Below are 18,636 nucleotides of genomic sequence, written 5' to 3'. Positions count from 1 at the left end.
TGCCCATCGACCAGCCCCGCCTGGAGCAGATCCTGGTCAACCTGATCGGCAACGCCCTTGATGCCATGGCCGCGCAACCCATGCCGCAGTTGTGGCTGGAGGGCGAGTTGCAGGGTGACAAGTACCGACTGCGGGTGCGCGACAACGGTCACGGCATCGATGACGAAACGCGCAAGCACCTGTTCGAACCGTTTTTCACCACCAAACCGGGAGAGCACGGCCTGGGCCTGGGCCTGACCCTGTCTGCCAGCCTCGCCGCCGCCGCCAGGGGCAGCCTCAGCGTCGAACACCCCGCCAGCGGCGGTACCGCGTTCGTGCTCAGCCTGCCGCTGGTCAATGCCCCCACAGAATCAGCCGAGTCCCTATGAACCAAGCGCCCCTTACCGTCCTGATCGTCGAAGACGACCCGCATGTGCTGCTCGGCTGCCAGCAGGCGCTGGCCCTGGAAGACATCGCCTGCGAAGGCGTCGGCAGCGCCGAAGAAGCCCTGCAGCGCATCGGTGATGACTTCGCCGGCATCGTCGTCAGCGATATCCGCCTGCCCGGCATCGATGGCCTGGAACTGCTCAGCCGCCTCAAGGCCCGCGACCGCAGCCTGCCGGTGGTACTGATCACCGGCCACGGCGATATCGACATGGCGGTCGGCGCCATGCGCAACGGCGCCTACGACTTCATGGAAAAGCCCTTCGCCCCGGAACGCCTGGTCGAAGTGGTGCGTCGTGCGCTGGAGCAACGTGGCCTGTCCCGTGAAGTGTTCGCCCTGCGCCGCCAACTGGCCGGGCAAAGCACCCTTGAAGGGCGGATCATTGGCCGCTCGCCAGCCATGCAGAACCTGCGCGAACTGATTGCCAACGTCGCCGATACTTCAGCCAACGTACTGATTGAAGGCGAGACCGGCACCGGCAAGGAACTGGTCGCCCGCTGCCTGCACGATTTCAGCCGCCGCCAGGGCGCGCCGTTCGTGGCGCTCAACTGCGGCGGCCTGCCGGAGAACCTGTTCGAGAGCGAGATCTTTGGCCACGAGGCCAACGCCTTCACCGGTGCCGGCAAACGCCGGATCGGCAAGATCGAGCACGCCAACGGCGGCACCCTGTTCCTCGACGAAGTCGAAAGCATGCCGCTCAACCTGCAGATCAAGCTGCTGCGGGTACTGCAGGAACGCACCCTGGAGCGCCTGGGCTCGAACCAGAGCATTGCCGTGGACTGCCGGGTGATCGCCGCCACCAAGTCCGACCTCAACGCCCTGGGCCACAGCGGGCAGTTCCGTAGCGACCTGTACTACCGCCTCAACGTGGTGACCCTGGAGCTGCCGCCCCTGCGCGAGCGCCGCGAAGACATCCTGCAACTGTTCGAGCACTTCCTGCAGCAATCGTCCCTGCGCTTCGACCGGGAAACCCCGCAACTGGACAGTCAGACCCTGTCGCGGCTGATGGCGCACGACTGGCCAGGCAACGTGCGCGAATTGCGCAACGTCGCTGAACGCTACGCGCTGGGCTTGCCGGCGTTCAAAAAGGCCGGGGCCAGCGCCAACCAGGGCCTGGGCTTTGCCGAAGCGGTCGAGGCGTTCGAGCGCAACCTGCTCAGCGATGCCCTGCAGCGTACCGGCGGCAACCTCAGCCAGGCCAGCCAGGAGCTGGGCATGGCCAAGACCACGCTGTTCGACAAAGTGAAAAAGTATGGCCTGGGCTAACCCGGTGCTGAGACGGAATGACACGTGGACCTGATACTCAAAGCCTGCCTGGGCGCTGCCGTGGTGGTGATCCTTGCCGCCCTGGCGAAAACGCGCAACTACTATATTGCCGGCCTGGTGCCGCTGTTCCCGACCTTCGCCCTGATCGCCCACTACATCGTCGGCAAGGGCCGGTCACTGGACGATTTGAAGACCACCATCCTGTTCGGCATGTGGTCGATCATCCCCTACTTCGTCTACCTGGCGGCGTTGTACCTGCTGGTCGATCGCCTGCGCCTGGAGGCGTCGCTGGCCCTGGCGGCCGTGGCCTGGCTGGTGGCGGCGACGGTGCTGGTGGGTGTCTGGGTAAGGCTGCATTAAAGCGCTTGGGGGCTACTTCGTAGCCCATCGCCGGCAAGACCGGCTCCCACAAAATCCGGTGCATGCCGGTCCTGTAGGAGCGGGCTTGCCCCGCGATCAGTACACCGCCAGATGGGTATCGGCCAGCCGTTGCGTCTTCAGATAGGGCAACACCGCACCCAGCAACGGCCCTTTGAACTGCTCCTGAAAGCGATGGGCCAAGCCTGGGATCAGCTGCAACTGGCTGCCCTTGATATGTGCTGCCAGGTGCACACCGTGCATCACCGGCAGCAGCGGGTCGGCGGTGCCGTGCACCACCAGGGTTGGCAGGCGCAGGTTGTTGAGTAACTGGACGCGGCTTTGCTCGGCCAGGATCGCCATGATCTGGCGCTTGACCCCCTCGGGATTGAAGGCGCGGTCATAGGCAATCGCTGCCTGTTCGAGCAGCGCCTGGCGGTCATCCTCGACCTCGGGGCTACCCAGGGCCGCCAGCAGGTCGGCCTGCTGCTCAAGTGCCACCTCGCGATTCGGCGCGCCACGCCGGGCCAGCAACTGCACCAGCGCCGGGCTCGGTGCCGGCAAGCCCTGGGCACCGGAGCTGGACATGATCAAGGTCAGGCTCTCGACCCGCTCCGGCGCCTGCGCCGCCAGGTGCTGGGCGATCATCCCGCCCATGCTCACGCCCATGACATGAAAGCGCCGCACCTGCAGGGCATCCATCAGCCCCAGACCGTCTTCGGCCATGTCGCTCAGGGTGTAAGGCGCGGCCACCGGCAGGCCGAGCTTGTAGCGCAGCAGTTCGAAGGCCAGGTTGGCGTCGTCGGGCGCCTGGTTCCAGCTGGACAGGCCGACATCGCGGTTGTCGTAGCGGATCACCCGAAAGCCCTGCTGACAGAGCGCGACCACCACTTCATCCGGCCAGTGGATCAGTTGCCCGCCCAAGCCCATGACCAGCAGAAGGGCCGGGTCCGATTCACGACCGATGCTTTGATAAGCCAGGCTGACCTGCTTCAGCTCGGCGCGCTGGACCGGCACATTGACGTCACAACGCGATGCCGCTTGAACACCTTGGGCAAAAAGAACAACGAATAAAAACCAAAAAAAACGCATGAGCAAAACACCAGAATGCAAATCCCCAGTAGAGCGCAAGTCTGATGAAGTTCGTTCAAGCGCGCTGCCACACTTGCATGACAATTTGATGAATGCCGCCCGACGGCAATCCGCCCTACTTATGTACCGCACCCACCGGCTCAACCTCGCGCCCAATGTGAACGCCACTCCCGGCATCACTTCACATTCGGGATACTGCCATGAGCGACTCGCCAGAAACCTTCGAACCCCTGACCTTTTCCCCTATAGATTTCATTCCAGCCAAACCCCGCGACAGCACCTTGCTGCTCGATGCCAGCAAGCGCTGGAAAGATCATCGCGATACCTTCGCCACTTTGCTTGCACAAGCCCCCGGCGTGTACCAGGCACTCCAGGATCTGGTACGCCAACAGCTGGGAGTCGACCCGCTGAACACTGCCCTGCGATTTCGCATCTCCGCTATGCACGACAGCGATGTCAGCCTGGTCGCCCTGGCAGTACACACGCGCCAGTATCCCCAGCCGCCCGCCGACCTCGACCAGCACGCCCAGGTGACGGGACCTGGGCCCGATCATCCGACCTTGCGCCTGACACCCACGCAACTGCTCGCCAGGCTTGCGCAGCTGGACCTTCCCGCAGCGCTCCGGCGGCAATGGGATCATTACTGGCAAGCGCGAGCCTCGGACACCGCCGTCAGCCGCCGCATCCATGCCCAGAACCAGTACCTGGAGGTGCTCAAGGCCTGTTGGGATGTGGCGCTGGCAACCGGCCAATTCGATACGCAACAGCAGCGCGCGGTCAATGGCGTGCTCGACAACCCTGAATGGCATAGCCAGCACGGTATCGAGATCCAGACCGTTTCGAGAGACGAACAGATAGTACCGGGGGCGCTGCTGTTCAAGATCGAAGGCGAATCGCACCTGATGCTGTATCGCCCCGACAGCGGCTTCACTAGCCATGCATCGCCGACGGATCTGGAAACAACCCTCGGCACCACCGCCTCCAGCATCAGCTATGAAAGCCATGAAAACCTTTCGGCCGGTTTCACCCCACTGTTCAACAGCCTGCTTAATGAACGCTTGAGCGCGCTGGACTCCAAACCCGGGGCCGATATCCGCCAGTTTGGCGAGCTTGCGCTGTCGATGGTCCACTGGGTCGATAGCCAACAGCGCAATCCAAGTGTCTTCAGCCTGCCGCCTGCCATTGAATCAACCGACAGCGAGGACGCGCCGCAGCGTTCGTTCTACGACTTTGGCAGCTTGAACCTCGACATTCCCTACTCCATCCGCCTGCAACAGATCAGCGCCCAACAGGCCCTGATGACCCCCATTGCCGAAACCGACCTGCAAACGCTCAAGGACCATCAGAATGCGCTGAGTGCGGCCTGCCAAGAGGCTGAAGAGGCCATCGAGCAACAACTGAAGGCCGACACCTGGCACACCGACGAATCCCCCGCCGCCAGTGCTGCGCTGCTCACGGCTCATCACCAGGGCTTGCGCGCCCATGCCCGCTTCCAGAACCTGCTTGGGCAAATCGATAACGAGGAATTGAGGTGGCTCGAAAGCCTTCTCGATCAGCCCGACACTTTCCCCCGCCTGGGCTCCAGCCTTGTCGCGGCGCATCCAGTGCTCGATTCGACATCAATGGTTGATGGCGTCGAAACCCGTACCAGCACCACGCTCCACGATTGCCTGGTAGTGACCCTGCAGGACGATGACAACCCGCAGAGCCTGCTGGTGTACTGGCCGGGTGAAGCCGGCGGGCTGCTGCGCTGCGCCAACCAAGCGGAACTTGCCCGCTGCTTCGCCATCAACGACCCGAACGGGCAGTCACTGAGCCTGAGCCCGGTGACCGGCGATGTCCTGGCCGTGGTTCTGGCCCATCACTTGAGCCAGGCCAAGGCCGCGCTGACCACCGAGCAATCGCCCGCGGCGGTGAACGAAGCACTGGCCCGGCGCCTGCAAGTGCCCCGCCACGCCGCACGCGAGTACGCGTTCAAGCTGATCCAGGCACAGGAAACCAGTGCCACGTTGACGGGTATTTCCCTGGACTGGCTGGACAAGCTGTCGGCCAGCGATCGCGCAACGCTCAAGGCCGGTACCCTCGGTTTCATCGCCGCCATGCACCGCGCCCAGGCCCTGGTCGCCCGCGACCTGCCCCACCGCGAACTGTTCTGCCGCCAGCTCATCAGCCAACGCCTGAAGCAAGACTTCCCCGACTATGATGACAGCCCCATCACCCTCTATCTGCCAGAGAGCGCCTCGTGGGTGCCCATTGTGGTCGATAGCACCAGCCCCCAGGGCATTGCCACCAAGCCGACGCTCAGACCCAGCAACAAATGGGTCGACCTGGCGCTGGATACCCTGTTGCTGGACAACATCGACGAGGCCATGAAAGAGCGCCTGAGTTTTCTCAAGCTGAAGCTCAAGACATCGAATCAGGTGCTTGCTCAACAGCTCAAGGACAGCATCAATACCAACTACCTGAGCGGCCTGGCCATCGACCTTGACCTGTCCCAGCAATATGAAGACAAGATCATCGAGGTGTATCGCGGCACTCACGAAAGCGCGTTCCCCCGGGCCTACCGGCGCCAATGCCTGGGCGAGCCTTTTCGCCAGATGCTCAAGCTGCACAGTGTCCAGGCCAGGGCCAAGGGCGAACTGGACGACAGGGGCCAGACGATTTTCAACATCGCCATCGACGCCGACAGCGCGGCGGCCTACCTGGCTGACGGTCACAACATACGCCTGATCCCCGCTCGCCTGACTGCAGGAGGCAAGGATACCGACAGCTACGGCACTACGCTGTCCGGGGTGACCTTTGTCAGCGACCAGAACAGCGGCATCACCCTGCTCTACCGTCCCGACCACCCCACCCGCCTGGTGCGCCAGTACAGCAGCCTGAAAGACGCCCGCTTGGGCTTGTATGAACTGAGCAAGCAAAGCGGCGAAATCGACTACCTGGCCGGGCGCGCCTTATTGGGCAATCCGGATGCCCACCGCTCGCGGATGCGCCAGGCTATCGAACATCGCTTCGACGGCATTATCGGCCTGGGCACGGCCTGGCCCTCGACCACCTCACTGGCCCAGCACCTGCTCGACGCCCAGGGTGGCCGGATACTCGAAGCCCATCGCGCGACCTCGCGCTCGAACCGCGACCTGTGGCTGGAAAACTTCGCCTACCAGAGCGGCATGATCTTCAACTACATCAAGATGGCCCTGGGCTTCATTCCGGTGATCGGGACCGTCATCAGCGTCTACGACTTCTTCGAGTCCAGTGCCCGGCTGGTCAGCGCGTTGCGCCAGGATGAGGTGTACAAGGCGCTGGAGGCGTTGCAACAGGTACTGCTGGCGTTCGTCGATGCTGCCATCGACCTGGCGCCAAGCCTGCCCCTCAAGGCCCTGAACGCCCGCCAGCTTACCCGTCAGCGCCAACTGCAGCTGTTGCAGGCAGGCCCGGCGGCGGGCTTTGCGCCCAGCGGCGCCAGCAGCGCCCGACGCCTGTCGCGCTTTGAAGGCTATGAATATCAGGCGCCGTTGTCGCTGGCCGGGATCGAGCCGGGCCGCCGCGGCAAATACAAAGGCATCTACCAACACGCCGAGGGTGATTTCATCCTGGTGGGCGACCGCCCCTGCCAGGTGGAATGGCTGGAGACGGAACACACCTGGCGTCTGCGCGGCACCCAGTTCAAGACCTGGCGGAAAAACATCGCGCTCAATGAAAACGGCCAATGGGACACCCATTTCTCGCTGTATGGCGTGCACCTGCGTGGCGGCGGTTCGGGTGGCGGGCAGATACTCGGACATATGGTCGATGTGTTGGAGCCCTATTGGCCAACCGCCATTCGCGAGCGACTGCCTCGCACCTGGGTGGACCGCCACTATCGTCGCCAACGCATGCTGACGGTAGAGTCCCTGAAGGAGGAAGCTCGGCTTCAAACCGCATTGGCACGCACCAACGCTAGTTTCGAGGTGTTCGAGAACGCCAGCCTACAAGCCCGGCAGGCTTCACTGGCGACAATGAAAGCAAACTGCCAGGCAGATATAGCAGCGGCGAAAAAGGCTTATAACACCTGGGATGAGTTACAAAAAATCAGTCTCAAGGCGGAAAAGCAAAGGGCCCTAACGCAAAAGGCACGTACAGCCAGAGTTATATGTGATCGAACGCTGAATTTGATCACCCTGTCCAGGGAGGAGACGTTGCGCAGCCTCTATGAATCACTGACGATTCGCATACAGCTGCAGGACCTGAACGATCTTGTTGATCGAGCCCCCCTGTTGCGGGAACTGCGCAGCAAATCGCTGAGGGTCGTGGATGGCAAGCAGCAGATGCTTGAGCAAAAGCGGGAACTCGACACCTGGTTCCCATTGGCGACTGCTCCAACTCAACCTCAAATAAGAAACCGCGCAGCAGATTTCAGGAGACGGCTGGCGGACATCAAGTCCGAGTTTTCCGACCGCATCCAGGCCGCTCAACGTCTCGAAGGCGACCCCGTCCTATTCGACACACGATTGAATGAAGCCAATAGCCAGTTCACGGAAAGCCTCTCAAGCCTGGGAGGACGCTTTGAAGGCACGGCAGAGTACCTGCAGGAGTTCGCAAGTCACGAGCTCCTCAGACACGCGTACCAGCGGCTGGAGAGACGCCTCAATGACGCGTTCTTCACCTTCCACAACACCTCGCACCTGATGGTCCTGGCGCAAAAATACGCCAATACCTCAGTCATCGCGGATTTCTACACAGGGCGACTACGAACCATTGAGGACGAAGTGAAGATGATGCACGGGACCTTGTCGGAATTGTCAGAAGTACAAAGCAGTGCAGCTCAACGTCGAACGATCCAAACCGCAGCCCAACGCATCTACCGCCAGTACACACTTGAACTGCAAAGCACCCGCGCCAGCTTTCCCGAGTTGTTTGACGAACACTACCTGGAGAGGCTGTACGACAACCTCGACAAACTGATCCAGCAGGCCGACAAGGCAATCCAGCGCTTGCCCGGCCTACGCCCTGATCGCAGGCAAAACAGTCGCCCGCGACTGTTCCAGGCAGAGGACAACCGCTTTTACATCGGTGATTACACCCCTGCCCAAAACAATGCTCCAGAACGGATTACGGTGCGTGACGCCGACGGCAGTGCCGTCAGGCATTTTGAGCCTGCGGGTGAACGCTGGCGGCCACAGGCGCTTGCGACATCGGCACGACCTCATGAACTGCGCAACCTCAAGCAGACCGCTACACAACTGATCCAAGGGCTGGACAGTTTCCGTCTGCGGGTGCGTGGCTATATCAGATCAGACACCCTGCCGGCGGACCTTGAAGACATGATGATCGCCAAGGCCAATGAGCTTGAAAGCTGTGCAACGCGAATCGAAGCGCTAGGCGGCAACGCGACGGATACGCAAGCACTGCGCACCCAGGCGGCACAATTGCGCCTGGATGGCATCCAGCTGCGCATTGTGCAGATAAAGGACAGCCCTCGCCCCAATGAAGGCCATCTTGCTTACCTCGATGATCAGCAGCAGATCAGCATTCGCAAACTGGGAGAGCGCCAGATGCTCAAAGCCCGTGATTACCTGCAGGAGTACGAGATTCGTGACTTGAAATCTGCCGGCGAGCCTGTGCTGTGGTACGCCCACTTCCATTACCGTGGCCTGGATACACCGTTCGACAACTTCAGTGCCGCCCATCTCAAACGGGCGGTGGACCGCAAGAAGGGGCCGCAGTGGCAGCAAGCCCAGGCAAGTGCCAGTAGCACGCCGGACGACATCTGGCGTGGCGCAATAAACCAGCAAACCGCAAACCGGTACTTCGCCGATCTGTAATCTCTAACTGCAACGGCGAGCCAGAGGGCTCGCCGCTGCATCTCTCACGCCAGCTCGCTACGCAATTGCCGCGCCGCCGCCACCATGTTCACCAGCGCAGCTTCCGTCTCCGGCCAGGCGCGGGTCTTCAGGCCGCAGTCCGGGTTGACCCACAGGCGCTCGGCCGGGATACGCTTGACCGCCTTGCTCATCAGCTTGACCATTTCGCCAGTGTCCGGCACCCGTGGCGAGTGGATGTCGTAGACGCCCGGCCCGATGTCGTTGGGGTAGTCGAAGGCTTCGAAGGCGTCCAGCAGCTCCATGTCCGAGCGCGAGGTCTCGATGGTGATGACGTCGGCGTCCATCGCCGCGATCGCTTCGATCACGTCATTGAACTCGCTGTAGCACATGTGGGTGTGGATCTGGGTTTCATCGCGCACACCACTGGAGCACAGGCGGAAGGCCTCCACCGCCCAATCCAGGTACGCCTGCCATTGCGCCCGGCGCAGCGGCAGGCCTTCACGGAACGCGGCTTCGTCGATCTGCACGATCTTGATGCCAGCGGCTTCCAGGTCCTGCACTTCGTCACGGATGGCCAGGGCCAGTTGTTCGGCCTGAACCTTGCGCGACACGTCTTCACGCGGGAACGACCACATCAGCATGGTTACCGGGCCGGTCAACATGCCTTTGATGACCTTGCTGGTCAGGCCCTGGGCGTATTCGATCCAGGCCACGGTCATGGCCTGCGGGCGGCTCAGGTCACCGTAGATGATCGCCGGTTTCACGCAGCGCGAACCATAGCTCTGGACCCAGCCAAAGCGGGTGAAGGCGTAACCGTCCAGTTGCTCGGCAAAGTACTCGACCATGTCGTTGCGCTCGGCTTCGCCGTGCACCAGCACGTCCAGGCCCAGGCGCTCCTGCACCTGCACGGCATGACGGATCTCGCTGTGCATGGCATCGGTGTAGTCGTTGGCCGAGAGTTTGCCCTGCTTGTAGGCCTGACGCGCCAGGCGAATCGCCGAGGTCTGTGGGAAAGAGCCAATGGTGGTGGTCGGGAACGCCGGCAGTTGCAGGCGCTGGCGCTGGGCTTCGATCCGCTGGGCAAAGGCTGACTGGCGCTGGCTGTCGGCGGCGGTCACGGCGGCCAGACGGGCCTGGACCTGCGGCTTGTGAATGCGCGGCGACTCAACACGGCTCTGCTGTACCGCGCGGCTGTTGCTCAGGGCGTTTTGCACCTGCGGCAGGTGCGGGGCATCCAGGGCCTTGGCCAGCACGGCGATTTCTTCGCACTTCTGCACGGCAAAGGCCAGCCAGCCTTTCAGTTCGGCGTCGAGCTTGTCTTCACGACCGAGGTCCACCGGGCTGTGCAACAGCGAGCAGGAACCGGCTACCCAAAGGTTGGCACCAAAGCGTTGCTGGGCTTGCTGCAGTTGCTCCAGGGCCTTGTCCAGGTCGCAGCGCCAGACGTTGCGGCCGTTGACCACGCCCAGCGACAGCACTTTATAGGTCGGCAGGCGATCAAGCACCGCTGGCAGTTGCTCCGCTGCGCGCACCAGGTCGATATGCAGGCCATCCACCGGCAGGCCGACGGCCAGGCCGAGGTTGTCTTCCAGGCCGCTGAAGTAGGTGGCAACCAGCTTCTTCAGGGGTGAGTACTGGAGGATGTGATAGGCCCGCTCGAAGGCATTCTTCCATTCCTGCGGCAGGTCCAGGCCAAGGATCGGCTCATCGATCTGCACCCACTCCACGCCCTGGCGGGACAGGCGGCTGAGGATTTCACCATAGACCGGCAACAGGCGCTCGAGCAGGTCGAGCTTGTCGAACTCGCCGCCCTTGGCCTTGCCCAGCCACAGGTAGGTCAGCGGGCCGATCAGCACCGGCTTGACCGCGTGGCCGAGGGCCTGGGCTTCGGCAACTTCTTCGAACAGCTGCTCCCAACTGAGCAAAAAGCGCTGGTCGGCGCTGAATTCCGGGACCAAGTAGTGGTAGTTGGTATCGAACCACTTGGTCAGCTCTTGCGCATATTGCGTCTGGCCGTGGCTGGCGCCGCAGCAGGTACTGGCACCGCGCGCCATGGCGAACAAGGTGTCGAGGGTCGGCAGGCCATTGGCGCCCGTGACCTGGGCAAAGCGCTCGGGGATCGCCCCGAAGGTCAGCGAGTGGGTCAGTACCTGGTCGTACCAGGCAAAATCGCCGACCGGCAGCAGCTCGATCCCGGCGTCCTTCTGCAACTGCCAGTGGCGGGCGCGCAGTTCGCGGCCAACAGCCTCCAGGCCAGCCTGGTCGAGATCGCCTTTCCAGTAGGCTTCTTGCGCTTTTTTCAGTTCGCGGTCAGCGCCGATGCGCGGGAAACCAAGGTTGTGGGCCAATGCCATGAGAAAACGTCCTCCCTGTAAAAGATGACGCTATTGTCGACAGCCAGAGCAACATGAGACAAACTCAATAAATTCGTGTTCATCTCAAAGTTTATTCATGGAGCCCCCCGGTGCTGGAAATTCGCCACCTGAAAACCCTGCACGCCCTGCGCGAAGCCGACAGCCTGGTCGAGGCCGCCGAGCGCCTGCACCTGACCCAGTCGGCGCTGTCCCATCAGTTCAAGGAGCTGGAAGAACGCCTGGGCATGCCGCTGTTCATGCGCAAGACCAAGCCAATCCGCTTCACCAGCGCCGGGCTGCGCCTGCTGCAACTGGCCGATGCCACCCTGCCGCTGCTGCGCGGCGCCGAGCGCGACATCGCGCGCCTGGCCGGTGGTACCGCCGGGCGCCTGCACATGGCCATCGAATGCCACAGCTGCTTCCAGTGGCTGATGCCGACCATCGACCAGTTCCGCGATGCCTGGCCGGAAGTCGAGCTGGACCTGGCCTCGGGCTTTGCCTTTGCGCCGTTGCCAGCCCTGGCCCGCGGGGACCTGGACCTGGTGGTGACCTCCGACCCGCTGGAGCTCAGCGGCATCACCTACGTGCCGCTGTTCACCTACGAAGCCATGCTCGCCGTGGCCAACCAGCACCCCCTGGCCCAGAAGCCGTACATGGTGCCGCAGGACCTGGCCACGGAAACACTGATCACCTACCCGGTGGAACGCGACCGCCTGGACATCTTCACCCGCTTCCTGGAGCCGGCCGACGTGGAGCCGGCGCAGGTGCGCACGGCGGAGCTGACGGTGATGATGATGCAACTGGTGGCCAGCGGTCGCGGGGTCTGCGGCATGCCGCACTGGGCCCTGCACGAGTACAGCTCACGCGGCTACGTGAAGGCCAAGCGCCTGGGTGAAAAGGGCCTGTTTGCCACGCTGTACGCGGCAGTGCGCAGCGACATGCTCGATGCGCCGTACATGCGCGACTTTTTGCTGACCGCCAAGGACACCTCGTTCTCCACCCTCGACGGCGTCAGCGCAGTACGGTGAGCCTCACGCGACCCGGCGTTGCTCCTGCACCAGGCGCAGCGCCAGGCCAGCCAGGACGAAGCCCATGACGTAACGCTGCAGCATCAACCACAGCGGATAACGCACGAACCAGCCGGCAATGCCGGCGGCGAACAGGGCGATCAGCAAGTTGACCGAGAAGCTCACGGCGATCTGGGTCAGGCCCAGGGCCAGGCTCTGCGCCAGCACCGAACCGTTTTCCGGCGAGATGAACTGCGGCAGCACCGAAAGGTAGAACACCGCCACCTTGGGGTTCAGTACGCTGGTCAGAAAGCCCATCAGCACCAGCTTGCGCGGGGAGTCCGGGGCCAGTTCACGGGGCTCGAACGGCGAGCGGGCACCGGGCTTGACTGCCTGCCAGGCCAGCCACATCAAGTAGCCGGCACCGGCCCACTTGAGCAGGTCGTAGGCCAGCGGCACGGCCATGAACAAGGCGGTCAGGCCAATGGCTGCGGCGCTCATGTGCACCAGAAAACCGCCCACCACCCCGAGCAACGAGGTTACCCCGGCCGTGCGGCCCTGGCAGATCGAACGGGAAATCAAATAAATCATGTTCGGCCCCGGGGTCAGGACCATCAACAGCGCGGCGCCGATAAACAGCAACCATTCGTGAGTAGGGATCATCGGCATTCCTTTGCAAGTGGGATCAGACAGGGGTTGTAGTTAACTGCCGGTACAGGGGCAGAATCAAGTCCCGTGTGAGCGGGGCCAGCTCAAGGGTCAACGGCTTGCGTGCCGACACCCACACCACCTCTTCGATTTCAGCGGCAGGCTCGACCGGCATGGCGGAGTGCACCTTGAAAAGGTCGGCCTGGACGACAAAACCCGGCTCGTTGGCCGCCGGGGCACTGAACTGGCCGAGAAACTCGGCGTCCTGCGGCTCGATCGCCAGGCCCAGCTCTTCGAACAGCTCGCGAGCCAGGGCATTGACCGGCTGCTCGTCGGCCTCGATCTTGCCCCCAGGCTGCATGAACGCCTGGGTGCCGCGCTTGCGCACCAACAGGGTACGGCCTTGCGGGTCGAGCAGAAGGGCGGCGGCGATGCGAATGGTTTTGCTCATGGGACGCTCATGGACGGGAAAGCGCGCAAGGATCACATGTTGGCGAGGGCCTTTCAATGTTGGAGCGGGCTTGCCCCGCGATCAGGTTGGCCTGTGCGACTGCATCGTGGGGCAAGCCCGCTCCAACAGAGGTGGTGCATTCCGCTCCCACTCCAGCCAGCTGTTCCCACACGCCAGTCTGACGAACGCCCCTTGCAACCCCGCATCAATGGCCGCATAAACAGCCCATGAACCTCCCCGCCCGCAAGCACCCGGAACTGGACGCTTTCCACCCCGCGGTCCGCACCTGGTTCCAGCGCCAGTTCCCGACGGTAACCGCCGCCCAGGCCCGGGCCTGGCCGTTGATTCGCAGCGGGCAATCCTTGCTGGTCGCAGCGCCTACCGGTTCAGGCAAGACCCTGACGGCCTTCCTGGCGATCCTCGACGAGCTGTTCGAACAGGGCCTGGCCAGTGGAAATCTGCCGGACCAGACCCAGGTGGTCTACGTCTCGCCGCTCAAAGCGCTGTCCAATGATATCCAGATCAACCTGCAGGCGCCGTTGGCCGGAATCAACGCGGTCCTGACCGAACAAGGCCACGCGTCGCTGGAAATCCGCACGGCGGTGCGCAGCGGTGATACCCCGCAGAAAGAACGCACGGCCATGCGCCGCCAGGCGCCGCACATTCTGGTCACCACCCCCGAATCGCTGTATGTGTTGCTCGGCTCGGCCTCCGGGCGCCTGGGCCTGGCCAGCGTGCACACGGTGATCGTCGACGAGATCCATGCCCTGGCCGGCAACAAGCGCGGCAGTCACCTGGCCCTGAGCCTGGAGCGCCTTGAGGCACTGTGCCAGCGGCCACTGCGGCGCATCGGCCTGTCAGCCACGCAACGCCCGGTTGAGCGGGTGGCACAGTTTCTGGTGGGCCAGGCGCGCGACTGCGCCATCGTCGATATCGGCCATGCCCGCCCCCGCGACCTGGGCCTGGAAGTGCCGCCGGTGCCGCTCGGGGCGGTGATGGCCAGCGATGTCTGGGAGCGGGTTTACGACCGCTTGGCGGCCCTGGCCCGCGAGCATCGCACCACGTTGGTGTTCGTCAACACCCGGCGCCTGGCCGAGCGCCTGACCCGTCATTTGAGCGAACGCCTGGGCCGTGACGCAGTGGCTGCGCACCACGGCAGCATGGCCAAGGAACACCGCCTGGACGCCGAGCAACGACTCAAGCGCGGTGAGCTCCAGGTACTGGTGGCCACGGCCTCGCTGGAGCTGGGCATCGATATCGGTGAAATCGAGCTGGTCTGCCAGATCGGCTCGCCCGGCTCGATTGCCACGTTTTTGCAAAGGGTCGGGCGCTCCGGGCATCAGCTCGAAGGCACCCCCAAAGGCCGGCTGTTCCCGCTGTCGCGCGATGACCTGATCGAATGCGCAGCCCTGCTCGACTGCGTGCGCCGCGGCGAGCTGGACCACTTGCATGTGCCAAAAGCCCCGCTGGACGTATTGGCGCAACAGATCGTCGCCGAAGTCAGCAGCCAGGAGTGGCACGAGCAAGCGTTGTTCGACTGCCTGCGTCGGGCCATGCCCTATGCCGAACTGGATCAAGGCCATTACCAGGCGCTGTTGCGCATGCTCGGCGAAGGCTTCAATGGCCGCCAGGGCATCCGCAGTGCCTATCTGCACCGCGATGCGCTCAATGGCACCCTGCGCGGGCGCCGTGGCAGCCAACTGACGGCATTGACCAGCGGCGGCACCATCCCCGATAACGCCGACTACAGCGTGCTGCTCGAACCTCAGGGCCTGAACATCGGCAGCGTCAACGAAGACTTCGCGGTAGAAAGCATCGCCGGCGATATCTTCCAGCTGGGCAATGCCTCCTACCGCATCCTGCGGGTGGAAAGCGGCCGGGTGCGGGTCGAGGACGCCAAGGGCCTGCCGCCGAGCATCCCGTTCTGGCTCGGCGAAGCGCCGGGGCGCAGTGATGAGCTGTCCGCGGGCGTTGCACGCCTGCAAGGCGAGATCGACCAGCGCCTGAGCGATACCGATGGCCAGCGGCAACCGCTGCTCGACTGGCTCACGGCAGAATTGGGCCTGGGCCTGGACAGCGCCGAACAGCTGCTTGAATACCTGGCCCGCACCCGCCTGGTGCTCGGCGCCCTGCCCTCGCAGCAAACCCTGGTGATGGAGCGTTTTTTCGACGAGTCCGGCGGCACCCAGCTGATCATCCATTCGCCGTTCGGCAGCCGCATCAACCGCGCCTGGGGCCTGGCCCTGCGCAAGCGTTTCTGCCGCACCTTCAACTTCGAACTGCAGGCTGCGGCCAGCGAAGACGCGATTGTCCTGTCGCTGTCGGCCAGCCACAGTTTTGCCCTGGAAGAGGTCTGGCGGTACCTGCACAGCAACAGCGCCGAGCCGATCCTGATCCAGGCCCTGCTCGATGCGCCGCTGTTCGGCGTGCGCTGGCGCTGGAACGCCGGCACCGCACTGGCCCTGCCGCGCTTTGTCGGCGGGCGCAAGGTGGCGCCGCAGATCCAGCGGATGAAAAGCGAAGACCTGATTGCCGCAGTGTTCCCCGACCAGATCGCCTGCCTGGAAAACCTCGCCGGCGAACGGCAGATTCCCGATCACCCACTGGTCGAGCAGACCCTCGACGACTGCTTGCACGAGGCGATGGACAGCGAAGGCTGGCTGGCGCTGCTGCGGCGTATCGAGCAAGGCCGGATCACCCTGGTTGCCCGTGACCTGCCGGCCCCCTCGCCGCTGGCTTCGGCCATTCTCAACGCCCGGCCCTATACCTTTCTGGATGATGCACCGCTGGAAGAACGGCGCACCCAGGCCGTGCTCAACCGGCGCTGGAACGAGGCACAGAGCAGCGATGACCTGGGCGCACTGGACCCGCAAGCCATCGCCGCCGTGCAAGCCGAAGCCTGGCCCACACCCACCCGCGGCGATGAAATGCATGAAGCCTTGATGAGCCTAGCCTGTATCAGCCAGGCCGAAGCCGAGGCCAATCACGGCTGGCAGGCCTGGCTGGCGGCACTGGCCAAGGAAGGCCGCGCCTGCCGCCTGCAACTGGCCAGCGATCAAGCATTGTGGCTGGCCCGCGAACGCCTGGTGCTGCTGCGCCCCCTGTACCCGCAGGCGGCCCTGACACCCGAGGTCGCGGCGCTGCCCGGCTTTGATCAAGCCATGGACGCAGAGGCGGCGCTGGTCGAGCTGCTGCGCGCGCGCCTGAGCGGTTTCGGCCCGCTGACCAGCGAGCAGATTGCCGCCCCGCTGCACCTGTCAGCCAGCGCCATCGAGCAAGCCCTGGCCCGCCTGGAAGGCGAAGGCTACGTGATGCGCGGGTACTTTCAGCCGAGCCAGCAGCCGGGCCAGCAAGCGCTGCAATGGTGCGAGCGGCTCCTGCTGGCGCGCATTCATCGCTACACCATCAAGCGCCTGCGCCGGGAAATCGAGCCGGTCAGCCTGCAGGACTTCATGCGCTTTCTGTTCGACTGGCAGCACCTGTCGCCCACCACTCGCCTGCAAGGCCAGGCGGCGCTGAGTGCCGTGCTCGACCAGTTCGAAGGCTATCCCGCGGCTGCAGCGGCCTGGGAAAGCGACCTGCTGCCCACCCGGCTCAAGGACTACAGCCCGCGCTGGCTCGACGAAGCCTGCCGCGCCGGTAAATACGCCTGGGCGCGCCTGGCCCCGAGTGCCGCGAGCAGCACGCTGCGCAGCACGCCGCTGGTGCTGTTACCACGTACCCGCCTGGGCTTGTGGCGCGCCCTGAGCCCGGCGCTGGACAGCAGCGCGCTAAGCCTGCGTGCCCAGCGCGTGCACAGCGTGCTGAGCGAATACGGCGCCTTGTTCTTCGACGAACTGGTGCACGACGCCCACTTGCTGCCCAGCGAACTGGAAAGCGCCCTGCAGGAGCTGGTGGCCGCCGGGTTGATCAGCGCCGACAGCTTCGCTGGCCTGCGCGCCCTGATCACCCCGGCCAGCAAACGCCAGGGCCGCAGCCATCGACGCGGTCGCGGGCCGTTGTTTGGCGGCATGCAAGACGCCGGGCGCTGGGCCCTGCTGCGCAAGCCCGGGGACAAGCGTGACGACGACCTCGAACACATTGCCCGTACCTTGTTGCGCCGCTACGGCGTGATCTGCTGGCGCTTGCTCGAACGCGAGGCCGACTGGCTGCCCAGCTGGCGCGAGCTGCTGCGCTGCTACCACCGCCTGGAGGCCCGTGGCGAGATCCGTGGCGGGCGCTTTATCAGCGGCCTGGCCGGCGAGCAGTTCGCCTTGCCCGAGGCCGTGGCGCTGCTGCGTGAAGTACGCCGGCGGCCGCTGGATGCCAGCCTGGTCGCGGTCAGCGCCAGCGACCCGCTGAACCTGGTCGGCACCCTGCTGCCAGGCAACAAGGTACCCGCCGTCAGTGGCAATCGCCTGCTCTATCTGGACGGTGTGCCGGTCGCGACACTGATTGCCGGCAAGGTTCAGTTCAGCGGCGACGATGAACGGGCGCAGCACGGGGAGTGGCGCGACCGCCTGATCCGCGATGCCGCCCTGGTGACGTGAGCTGCGGGCTGGCGCTGGAAACCCCAACCGGGCTAAGGTCGGGGTTTGTCCAGGCCCTGAGCCTGACCGTGCCATCGCAAGGAAACCGTATGAGCCTGTCACTTCTCAGCCGCTACGCCTTCTTCGCTGCCTGTGTGCTGTTCACCCTGGCCAGCCTGCCCTTCCTCCACCACGAATGGCTGTGGCCGTTCACCCTGGTGACCGCCGTGCTCAGCCTGATTGGCCTGGGCGACCTGCTGCAAAGCCGTCACGCGGTACGGCGCAACTACCCGATCCTGGGCAACATTCGCTACCTGGTCGAAGGCATTCGCCCGGAAATCCGCCAATACCTGCTGGAAGCCGATAGCGATGCCCTGCCGTTTTCCCGGGCGCAGCGCTCACTGGTGTATGCGCGGGCCAAGAACGAAGCATCGGACAAACCCTTCGGCACCCTGATCGATGTCTATCAGTCCGGTTTCGAGTTCATCGGCCACTCCATGCGCCCGGCGCCGCTGAGCGACCCGTCGAGCTTTCGGGTGAGCGTCGGCGGCCCGCAGTGCACACAGCCGTACTCGGCGTCGGTGTTCAACATCTCGGCCATGAGCTTCGGTTCGCTCAGCGCCAATGCCATTCGCGCCCTGAACCAGGGCGCCAAGCTGGGCAACTTCGCTCACGACACCGGTGAGGGCAGCATCAGCCCCTATCACCGCGAGCACGGCGGCGAC

The 18,636-nt window shown here is 64.0% G+C and carries 10 protein-coding genes and 1 pseudogene; 7 read left to right on the top strand and 4 right to left on the bottom strand.

Annotated elements, in window-relative coordinates; all coding sequences use genetic code 11:
* From UW3_RS29225 to UW3_RS0104130, 3 genes and pseudogenes are all read left to right on the top strand, one after another.
* Positions 1 to 368: pseudogene (locus UW3_RS29225) on the top strand (ATP-binding protein); the annotation flags it as partial.
* Entirely contained in the window at positions 365 to 1,690 is a 1,326-nt protein-coding gene (aauR, locus tag UW3_RS0104135; protein WP_010221019.1) for a two-component response regulator AauR, read from the top strand. The pseudogene UW3_RS29225 and the gene aauR, both read left to right, overlap by 4 nt.
* A 33-nt stretch (positions 1,691 to 1,723) precedes the next feature.
* On the top strand, positions 1,724 to 2,050 hold the full coding sequence (locus tag UW3_RS0104130; protein ID WP_162471122.1) for a GlpM family protein: 327 nt from the start codon (positions 1,724 to 1,726) through the stop codon (positions 2,048 to 2,050).
* Positions 2,051 to 2,146: 96 nt separating this feature from the next.
* Here UW3_RS0104130 and UW3_RS0104125 read toward each other — a convergent pair whose 3' ends face one another.
* Positions 2,147 to 3,139 (bottom strand): alpha/beta fold hydrolase, encoded by a 993-nt coding sequence (locus UW3_RS0104125; RefSeq protein ID WP_010221017.1) that lies wholly within the window; start codon positions 3,137 to 3,139, stop codon positions 2,147 to 2,149.
* A gap of 200 nt (positions 3,140 to 3,339) precedes the next feature.
* On the opposite strand from UW3_RS0104125, the gene UW3_RS0104120 reads away from it, so the two are divergent.
* Positions 3,340 to 8,943: a dermonecrotic toxin domain-containing protein gene (locus UW3_RS0104120; protein WP_010221016.1), complete on the top strand. Its 5,604-nt coding sequence runs from the start codon at positions 3,340 to 3,342 to the stop codon at positions 8,941 to 8,943.
* A gap of 44 nt (positions 8,944 to 8,987) precedes the next feature.
* Here UW3_RS0104120 and metE read toward each other — a convergent pair whose 3' ends face one another.
* Entirely contained in the window at positions 8,988 to 11,297 is a 2,310-nt protein-coding gene (metE, locus tag UW3_RS0104115; protein WP_010221015.1) for a 5-methyltetrahydropteroyltriglutamate--homocysteine S-methyltransferase, read from the bottom strand.
* 110 nt (positions 11,298 to 11,407) lie between these two features.
* Between metE and metR the strand changes: the two genes are divergently transcribed.
* Positions 11,408 to 12,325 (top strand): transcriptional regulator MetR, encoded by a 918-nt coding sequence (gene metR / locus UW3_RS0104110; RefSeq protein WP_010221014.1) that lies wholly within the window; start codon positions 11,408 to 11,410, stop codon positions 12,323 to 12,325.
* A gap of 3 nt (positions 12,326 to 12,328) precedes the next feature.
* Here metR and UW3_RS0104105 read toward each other — a convergent pair whose 3' ends face one another.
* On the bottom strand, positions 12,329 to 12,967 hold the full coding sequence (locus UW3_RS0104105; RefSeq protein WP_010221013.1) for a LysE family translocator: 639 nt from the start codon (positions 12,965 to 12,967) through the stop codon (positions 12,329 to 12,331).
* A gap of 22 nt (positions 12,968 to 12,989) precedes the next feature.
* Positions 12,990 to 13,403 carry an NUDIX hydrolase gene (locus UW3_RS0104100; RefSeq protein WP_010221012.1) on the bottom strand — a complete coding sequence of 138 codons (414 nt, stop codon included), beginning with the start codon at positions 13,401 to 13,403 and terminating at the stop codon, positions 12,990 to 12,992.
* A 227-nt stretch (positions 13,404 to 13,630) separates the two neighbouring features.
* Here UW3_RS0104100 and UW3_RS0104095 point away from each other — a divergent pair, with 227 nt between their 5' ends.
* The gene (locus tag UW3_RS0104095) at positions 13,631 to 17,932 is read left to right on the top strand and encodes a DEAD/DEAH box helicase (protein WP_010221011.1); all 4,302 of its coding nucleotides are present in this window, start codon (positions 13,631 to 13,633) and stop codon (positions 17,930 to 17,932) included.
* Between the two features lie 89 nt (positions 17,933 to 18,021).
* A partial coding sequence (locus tag UW3_RS29220; protein ID WP_010221010.1) for a glutamate synthase-related protein occupies positions 18,022 to 18,636 on the top strand: 615 nt, incomplete at its 3' end.

Source organism: Pseudomonas donghuensis (assembly GCF_000259195.1).
Taxonomy (GTDB): domain Bacteria; phylum Pseudomonadota; class Gammaproteobacteria; order Pseudomonadales; family Pseudomonadaceae; genus Aquipseudomonas; species Aquipseudomonas donghuensis.
This window is presented reverse-complemented; position numbering and strand designations above follow the sequence as displayed.

What these genes read in the sequence shown, in the direction of transcription:
- aauR (WP_010221019.1), top strand. Translation starts at nt 365, where the DNA reads ATGAACCAAGCGCCCCTTACCGTCCTGATCGTCGAAGACGACCCGCAT.
- UW3_RS0104125 (WP_010221017.1), bottom strand. Translation starts at nt 3,139, where the DNA reads ATGCGTTTTTTTTGGTTTTTATTCGTTGTTCTTTTTGCCCAAGGTGTT.
- UW3_RS0104120 (WP_010221016.1), top strand. Translation starts at nt 3,340, where the DNA reads ATGAGCGACTCGCCAGAAACCTTCGAACCCCTGACCTTTTCCCCTATA.
- metE (WP_010221015.1), bottom strand. Translation starts at nt 11,297, where the DNA reads ATGGCATTGGCCCACAACCTTGGTTTCCCGCGCATCGGCGCTGACCGC.
- UW3_RS0104105 (WP_010221013.1), bottom strand. Translation starts at nt 12,967, where the DNA reads ATGATCCCTACTCACGAATGGTTGCTGTTTATCGGCGCCGCGCTGTTG.
- UW3_RS0104100 (WP_010221012.1), bottom strand. Translation starts at nt 13,403, where the DNA reads ATGAGCAAAACCATTCGCATCGCCGCCGCCCTTCTGCTCGACCCGCAA.
- UW3_RS0104095 (WP_010221011.1), top strand. Translation starts at nt 13,631, where the DNA reads ATGAACCTCCCCGCCCGCAAGCACCCGGAACTGGACGCTTTCCACCCC.